Origin of the sequence: Mesorhizobium sp. M1365, assembly GCF_040317865.1 — a bacterium.
GTDB lineage: Bacteria > Pseudomonadota > Alphaproteobacteria > Rhizobiales > Rhizobiaceae > Mesorhizobium.
In genome coordinates this window covers 1-7184 of the sequence record NZ_JAMYLG010000085.1, presented here as the reverse complement: position 1 = coordinate 7184, position 7184 = coordinate 1, and the positions used below count along the sequence as shown (strand labels likewise).

Here is a 7184-nt window from a genome sequence, read left to right as displayed (position 1 = left end):
AAATTATACTTTGGCCGCCTTCCTTAATGTGTTTTGCCCAGTTTTGGGTTTCCCCCGCCCCCTTCCGACTCTATTGGGGGGGGGGCGGGCGCCCCGCGGGCCGCCGGTACTCAACGCTTACTTCAGTTCGACCTTGGCGCCGGCTGCTTCCAGCTGGGCCTTGAACTTGTCCGCGTCGGCCTTGGAAACGGCTTCCTTGACCGGCTTCGGAGCCGCCTCGACCAGGTCCTTGGCTTCCTTGAGGCCAAGACCGGTGATGGCGCGAACTTCCTTGATGACGTTGATCTTCTGAGCGCCTGCCTCGGTGAGGACGACGTCGAATTCCGTCTTTTCCTCGACCGGAGCAGCAGCGGCCGCAGCACCGCCGGCAGCGGCAACCGCCACCGGAGCAGCGGCGGAAACGCCCCACTTTTCTTCAAGAAGCTTCGACAGCTCGGCCGCCTCGAGGACGGTCAGCTTCGAAAGGTCGTCTACGATCTTTGCCAGATCAGCCATTGCAATGTTCCTTCATAAGGTTCGAACGTGTGTTTGTGATAGCGAGGAACGGCCTCATGCCGCCTCGTCCTTCCGGGCGTAAGCGCCGATGACGCGCGCGACCGAAGCCGCAGGCGCATTGACGATCTGGGCGATCCGGGTTGCCGGCGTGGCGATCATGCCAACCAGCCTGGCGCGCAGCTCATCGAGCGACGGAAGTGTGGCGAGTGCCTTTACACCGTCGGCATTGAGCGAGGTGGTGCCCATTGCGCCGCCGAGAATGACGAGCTTGTCATTTCCCTTGGCGAAATCGGACGCGACCTTCGGCGCCGCAATCGGATCCTCCGAATAGGCGATCAGCGTCTGTCCCTTGAACAGTTCGATGATCGATGCGGAGTCCGTGCCCTGAAGAGCGATTTTGGCGAGACGGTTCTTCGCGACTTTGACGGTGCCACCGGCGGCGCGCATTTTCGACCGAAGGTCGTTCATTTGCGCGACGGTGATACCGGCGTAGTGGGCCACGACGACTGAACCAGCGCTTGAGAACGCATCATTCAGGCCCGTGACGAGTTCGCGTTTTTCCGCTCTGTCCACTGCCTATCTCCAGTTGACCCCTGCCCTCTACGAAGGACAGGCGTCGGGTTGCCTTTTGCCGGCCGGGCCATCCAGTAACGGATCTCCCGAACGACGCTCGAGGATCCTGCCCCCTTTCGCCACACCTGCCGGGAAGCCGGACGGTGCGCAGACAAAAGGCAAACACGGTTCGAACCTTTCATTGGAGCTTGTGGCTCCTTTGTCCGGTCTTCACCCGTCTCATGCAGGCCCACATGAATTAAGGCCCACATCACCTAAGGTTTGGGGGCCGCCTGCAATCTCGGACAGGACGTCCGGAAGCCTTTCGACTTCCGGTACCGGGCCGCCGACAGGTCGGAGGCCCGGAATTCTTTCACGGATCAGCGTTTTAGCGGCCGATCCAATTGTTTCGTATCAGGACGCAGCGAGCGTCGAGACGTCGAGCTTGAGGCCCGGGCCCATCGTCGAGGTGACCGACACCTTCTTGACGTAGTTGCCCTTGGCACCAGCCGGCTTTGCCCTGGTCACCGCGTCAGCGAAGGCGCGGACGTTTTCTTCCAGCGCCTTGACGTCGAACGAGACCTTGCCGACGCCGGCGTGAACGATGCCGGCCTTCTCGACGCGGAACTCGACGGCGCCGCCCTTCGATGCCTTGACGGCGGCGGTAACGTCGGTGGTGACGGTGCCGACCTTCGGGTTCGGCATCATGCCGCGCGGACCGAGCACCTTGCCGAGACGGCCGACCAGCGGCATCATGTCCGGCGTGGCGATGCAGCGGTCGAAGTCGATCGTGCCCTTCTGGACGATGTCGACCAGATCCTCGGCTCCGACGATGTCGGCGCCGGCGGCCTTGGCCTCCTCGGCCTTGTCGCCACGCGCGAACACGGCGACGCGAACGCTGCGGCCGGTGCCGTTCGGCAGGTTGACCACGCCGCGGACCATCTGGTCGGCATGGCGCGGGTCGACGCCGAGGTTCATCGCGACTTCGATCGTCTCGTCGAACTTCACCGAGGAGCGATCCTTGAGCAGCTTCAGCGCCTCACTCAAAGCGTAAGCCTTGTTGGGATCGATGCCTTCGCGGGTCTTCGATACACGCTTTGCAATCTTTGCCATGATCTCAGCCCACCACTTCCAGACCCATCGAGCGGGCGGAGCCCTCGACCATGCGCATGGCCGCCTCGACGTCGTTTGCGTTCAGATCCTTCATCTTCTGCTCGGCGATGGCGCGCACCTTGTCGCGGCCGATCGTGCCGGCCTTGACCTTGCCCGGCTCCTTCGAGCCCGACTTCAGGTTGGCAGCCTTCTTCAGGAAGTAGCTCACCGGCGGCGTCTTCATGACGAAGGTAAACGACTTGTCCTGGTAGTAGGTGATGACGACCGGAACCGGCGAGCCCTTTTCCATTTCCTGGGTCTGCGCGTTGAATGCCTTGCAGAACTCCATGATGTTGATGCCACGCTGACCAAGCGCCGGGCCGATCGGGGGCGACGGCGTGGCCGATCCCGCGGAAACCTGGAGCTTGAGCTGGCCTGCAATTTTCTTAGCCATCTCTCTTCCTGCCTTTTCTCATGCCGTTCTTGCCGGCGGTTGCAGTCTGGTGGTGCGGTCCGCGCGGCCGGCTAAAGCCGCATTCGCCTCCCACCCGTTTTTGGCCGCGCGATCTCCGCGCCGCCTTCCCTGCCGCCGAATCCGGTGCAGGGATTTCGGATCAGCCCTTCTCGACCTGTCCGAATTCCAGATCGACTGGCACAGCGCGCCCGAAGATCGATACTTCCACCTTGAGCCGCGCCCGCTCCTCGTCCACTTCCTGGACGAAACCGTTGAACGACGCGAATGGTCCATCCGAAACGCGGATCGCTTCACCGATCTCGAACGTCACCGACGGCTTCGGCCGCTCGACGCCTTCCTGAACCTGGTTCAGGATACGCTGGGCCTCGGCTTCGGTGATCGGCACCGGCTTGGAGTCGCCCAGGAAACCGGTGACCTTCGGCGTGTTCTTGACGAGCGAGAACACGGCGTCGGTCAGATTGGCTTTCAGCAGCACATAGCCCGGAAAGAACTTGCGCTCGGCATCGACCTTGCGGCCGCGGCGGATCTCGACGACCTTCTCGGTCGGCACCACGATCTGCTCGATGTCGGCGGACAGGCCCTTCTGCTTGGCCTTGTTCTCAATGTCCTCGGCGACCTTCTTTTCAAAGTTCGAGTAGGCGTGGACGATGTACCACCGCGCGGTCATTTCAAGACTTCTCCGTAATCGCCGGACTTACTGTCCGAGGCCGAGGATTTTTTCGACCGCAAAGCCCATGGCCACGTCTGCGGTAAAGAAAAAGATCATCGCGATGACCGCGAACACAAGGACCATCACCGTCGAGATCATCGTTTCGCGCCGCGACGGCCAAGTGACCTTGGCGGTCTCCGCGCGAACCTGCTGGAGAAAGGTGAAGGGATTTGTGGTTTTCGAAGCCATATGCCGCTCTGTCTGCAAGACCCGTTGGCCGGGCCTCCTGGATGATCCCGCTGGCCGGGACGTGCCGCTTGAGCGTGCGTTCGCGCCGAATCAGCGCAATCATTTCGCCCATGCAAATCAGACGCGTAAAGCCGGCTTCCCAGCTCCACGCGTCGCGTGTCTGTCTCGTCTACATAAAACCGATTCTTGATCCACGCAAGTGGCAAGTGTCCGCTTTATGGCCAAACGCCGCCTCGGAACCATCCAGTCGTCCCGTCCCGGCTATGCGGCCCTTATGCCGCAACTTGTGCCATATGGCAAGTCACAAGCCGATTTTCAAAGGCCGCACTGCAAAAGAATCGTTTTTAGGTATCCATTCAAAGAATGGCACGGGCAGCAGGGCTCGAACCTACGACCTGCGGTTTTGGAGACCGCCGCTCTACCAACTGAGCTATGCCCGTATGCGCATGTCGGCGCAGCAGGCGCTTCCTAAAAGCTTCCGCGCGCTCTGTAAAGAGCGACGTGCGCTACCCGGCCTTCATCTTCGAAAGTCCAGGCGTCCTCCCGGCCATTTCCCGTCGATCCGTTGATTGCTGACGATCAAGCCGACCCAGGGACGCACGATTTCCGGGTCGGTCAGATTGATGTATTTTCCAACCAGCCCTTTCGCACCCTCGCGCCGCGCATCGATGAGCCCCTTGCGCACGCCATCATGCCAATCGAACAGCAGGTAAACCCTCTCTCCCGCCGTCTTCACCTCGCCCCGGCCGGACTTCCATTTATCCTCGGTATCGCCCGGGATCGTGGGATCAGCACCGCCGTTCCATCGGCTGGACCAGCTGCCTTCGATGGTGTCGTTGCGGTCGCGGTCGCGGTCGGTGCCCCAGGCCTCGGCATTTTCATCGCTTGGAGTTCCCTCCAGTTTCACGCCGGCGGCGAACGCCGACACCTCCTCGTCGTCGGGACTGGGGACATCCATCACACCGAACGGGTTTCGAGTTCCGCGACCGCTGTCAAAGGCGCTGTCTGAATTTTTCTTGCCTTCCGATCTCATCGCAAAGCCTCCGGTTTTCAATGTGGCCCCGCCATTCGACGGTGACTTTAAACCGTTAGCCTGGAGGACCGAGACCTCCATAGCCACCCGTTTTCCTGGCCGGCAGGCTTTCGACCGATCGCGCGCGGTCAGGTTCCCGAAGGCGGCTTGTAGGGGCCGCCCGGCACCCCCCAACCCCAGGCCGGCATTGGTTCCGTCTCGGGGTCGCAGGTCGGGCCCTTGTTGGAGTTCATCCTGGCCAGCCGCGATCCCCATTCGACATAGGCCATGAAAGCCGAGCGGAATTCGGGATCGTCAGGCAGCCCGATCTCGTCGGCGGCGTCGGCGAGAAGATTGATCCAGCGCCGGCGCTGCTCCTCGGTCAGATGCTTGCCGAGATGGTGCATCACCATCTCGCGGTGGCCGCCATGCTTTTCGCTGTAGGTTTTCGGTCCGCCAAAGACTTCGCCGATGAAGGCTGCGACGTGAGCGGGATGGTCCGGCGACATATGTTTGAACACCGGCCCGACGATGGGGTCCCGAGAGACGCTGTCGTAGAAGGTCTGGGTCAGGCGGTTCAGCGCTTCGGAGCCGCCGGCCCATTCAAACAATGTCGGGACATCCTGGCTCATTCGCGATTTCTCACCTGACTGGTCTTCAACCACGCAGGACGATAGCGGAAACACCGAGCGCCGCTCAACCTGCCTCGATGGGCAGTGCAAGGTTGCGCTAAAGCTTCGCCGGCGTCTCTGCCTCGGCGCTGGCGGACGGCAGAACGCGGCAGTTGTCGGGCTTCGGCGACGACTTGCAGATGGTGGCGCCCGTCAGCGCGTCCACCGATTGCGGCCCCGTCGTCAGTCCAACCTTCAGCATTAGGTCTGGTTCGAGCTGGCGCTCGACCGAGCGCTGCTCGAGCGCGGCGAACAGACCGGGACCAATCGCCATGTCCTCGAGATAGGTCTTAATTATCTGCTGCTGTCCCATCAGGTACATGCCGAGCCGCGCTTGCGGACCGACAAACCGTCTGACGCCGCCGGCAAGCATGAGCGCGCAGGCCGAATCGCATGCCGCTCCCGAATCGACGGTCAGGCCGGCATAGGCGCCCTCTTTAGCCAAGCAACTCCACTCTCCCGGGTCGCAGCCAACGAAATCGGTGCGGGCGACAGCGATGTCGAGCTTCTTTTCGTGGATAAGTCGCCCCACCGCCAGAGCACTGAACAGGTCGCCTCCTTGTGAGCTGACCACCACCGGCAGCCGTCGGTTGCCAAGCATGGCGAGCAACTGGCGCAGCTTCTGCGGGGTCTGAGGCGCAATCGCGCCTTCGGCCGAGATCCATTCCGGGCAGTTTGGATTGCAAAGCGGGTTGCTGCCGCGGACCAGGACGAAGCGCATGTCTGCGACCTCCTTGGGCCGCGGGGTTTCGAGCCCTGCGGGTGCAGGCTCGGCTTTCGCCACCACTTCGCCGGCCGGCTTCGTGATATTCGCCGGCGCTGGCACCTCCCTGCAACTCGCCGGCAACGGATCGGACGCGCATAGGGTTGGCGCGGTCAGCAGGTCGACGGCATCCCGGCTGGTGACGAGATTCATTTGCAGCATGTCGTAGGGAGCCAATTGCTGGATACCGCTGGCCGGTGTGCTTTTCATGGTCTCGAGCACACCCAGGCCGACGCCCATCTCCTTCAGATAGGCCGCCAGCTTCCGCTCCAGCGGCTTGTTCATCTCATAGGTCTTGTAGCTGCCGGCGTTCTTCCGGCTGACGACCTTGGTGCTGAGAATCTTCTTCTTGCCCTTCACCATGCGGTAGGTGGTGCGGTACAGCAATTTCGTCCGGATATAGGTCGTGGTGATCTGATGGACGCCGAGAAAGGCCCATTCGCCTACCACGCGCCGGATGCCGCCGGAAAACATCAACGGACAGGCGGAATTGCAGATGGCGCCATCGGCATAAGCATTGCCAAAATAACGGGCGCTCTTGCCGTCGTTTTCCTTGCAGTTCTTCACATCTGGCAGACAGCCGACGAAGCGGGTTTTGCCGACGGCGATATCGAGCTTGTTCTTGCGGATCAGGCGACCAAGTGTCAGCGCCGCTTCGACATTGCCGCCGGGGGAATCGACGACGATCGGCAGCTTTCGGCCGCCAAGCGCTTTCAGCGCGCGTTTGAACAGGGCCGGCGTGCCGGCTTCTATCGAGCCTTCCGCCGATATCCATTCCGGACAGGTCGGCTCGCAGCCCGGCGCGCTGCTGCGCACGACGACGAACCGCATCGTCGGGCCGAAATCCGGCGCGGATTTTTCCGGCGTGGATTTCTTTGCATCCGCTGCGAAGGCAGCGTGGCCCATGGCAAGCAACGACACCAGGCAGATCAGCCCTAGCGACCACCATGCCTGACTATGCAAACGGCGCCATGGAACCATTCGGGCAGCCCCCCTCGATGCAACCTATACTAGTTATGGCAGAGGCGCTTGCAACAGGATTTGAAGCAATGCGGTTAATCCATTGCCAGAATATCAGAATCAAAAGGGCGGCCCGAAGACCGCCCCTTTGCATCCGATCTCAACCGGCAGCGCCGGCGACTACTCTGTGATGGTGACGACGATGCCGGCACCGACGGTGCGGCCGCCTTCACGGATGGCGAAGCGCAGCTTCTCTTCCATGGCGA

The 7184-nt window shown here is 61.8% G+C and carries 10 protein-coding genes and 1 tRNA gene; all 11 read right to left on the bottom strand.

Going from position 1 to position 7184, the window contains the following annotated elements; genetic code table 11:
- Positions 1-117: 117 nt before the first annotated feature.
- Entirely contained in the window at positions 118-495 is a 378-nt protein-coding gene (gene rplL, locus NKH04_RS32680) for a 50S ribosomal protein L7/L12 (RefSeq protein ID WP_023680442.1), read from the bottom strand.
- A gap of 54 nt (positions 496-549) precedes the next feature.
- A complete protein-coding gene (rplJ, locus tag NKH04_RS32675; protein WP_008875657.1) occupies positions 550-1068 on the bottom strand; it encodes a 50S ribosomal protein L10 in 519 nt (172 codons plus the stop codon).
- A 393-nt stretch (positions 1069-1461) separates the two neighbouring features.
- Entirely contained in the window at positions 1462-2160 is a 699-nt protein-coding gene (rplA, locus tag NKH04_RS32670; protein ID WP_352975143.1) for a 50S ribosomal protein L1, read from the bottom strand.
- A gap of 4 nt (positions 2161-2164) precedes the next feature.
- Complete coding sequence (gene rplK / locus NKH04_RS32665; protein ID WP_023680440.1) at positions 2165-2593, bottom strand: 50S ribosomal protein L11; 429 nt, start codon at positions 2591-2593, stop codon at positions 2165-2167.
- A 160-nt stretch (positions 2594-2753) separates the two neighbouring features.
- Complete coding sequence (nusG, locus tag NKH04_RS32660) at positions 2754-3281, bottom strand: transcription termination/antitermination protein NusG (protein ID WP_006333333.1); 528 nt, start codon at positions 3279-3281, stop codon at positions 2754-2756.
- Positions 3282-3308: 27 nt separating this feature from the next.
- Entirely contained in the window at positions 3309-3512 is a 204-nt protein-coding gene (secE, locus tag NKH04_RS32655; protein ID WP_023680439.1) for a preprotein translocase subunit SecE, read from the bottom strand.
- Positions 3513-3876: 364 nt separating this feature from the next.
- A tRNA-Trp gene (locus NKH04_RS32650) sits at positions 3877-3952 on the bottom strand.
- Positions 3953-4029: 77 nt separating this feature from the next.
- Complete coding sequence (locus NKH04_RS32645) at positions 4030-4545, bottom strand: hypothetical protein (RefSeq protein WP_352975145.1); 516 nt, start codon at positions 4543-4545, stop codon at positions 4030-4032.
- A gap of 128 nt (positions 4546-4673) precedes the next feature.
- Positions 4674-5156: a group II truncated hemoglobin gene (locus tag NKH04_RS32640; RefSeq protein WP_352684787.1), complete on the bottom strand. Its 483-nt coding sequence runs from the start codon at positions 5154-5156 to the stop codon at positions 4674-4676.
- 97 nt (positions 5157-5253) lie between these two features.
- Positions 5254-6939: a COG3904 family protein gene (locus NKH04_RS32635; RefSeq protein WP_352975147.1), complete on the bottom strand. Its 1686-nt coding sequence runs from the start codon at positions 6937-6939 to the stop codon at positions 5254-5256.
- Positions 6940-7098: 159 nt separating this feature from the next.
- Positions 7099-7184: EF-Tu C-terminal domain-related protein (locus tag NKH04_RS32630; protein WP_502898581.1), on the bottom strand; the 86-nt coding region annotated here is incomplete at its 5' end.

Coding starts and splice junctions, on each gene's coding strand:
- rplL (WP_023680442.1), bottom strand. CDS start 495: ATGGCTGATCTGGCAAAGATCGTAGACGACCTTTCGAAGCTGACCGTC.
- rplA (WP_352975143.1), bottom strand. CDS start 2,160: ATGGCAAAGATTGCAAAGCGTGTATCGAAGACCCGCGAAGGCATCGAT.
- rplK (WP_023680440.1), bottom strand. CDS start 2,593: ATGGCTAAGAAAATTGCAGGCCAGCTCAAGCTCCAGGTTTCCGCGGGA.
- nusG (WP_006333333.1), bottom strand. CDS start 3,281: ATGACCGCGCGGTGGTACATCGTCCACGCCTACTCGAACTTTGAAAAG.
- secE (WP_023680439.1), bottom strand. CDS start 3,512: ATGGCTTCGAAAACCACAAATCCCTTCACCTTTCTCCAGCAGGTTCGC.
- NKH04_RS32645 (WP_352975145.1), bottom strand. CDS start 4,545: ATGAGATCGGAAGGCAAGAAAAATTCAGACAGCGCCTTTGACAGCGGT.
- NKH04_RS32640 (WP_352684787.1), bottom strand. CDS start 5,156: ATGAGCCAGGATGTCCCGACATTGTTTGAATGGGCCGGCGGCTCCGAA.
- NKH04_RS32635 (WP_352975147.1), bottom strand. CDS start 6,939: ATGGTTCCATGGCGCCGTTTGCATAGTCAGGCATGGTGGTCGCTAGGG.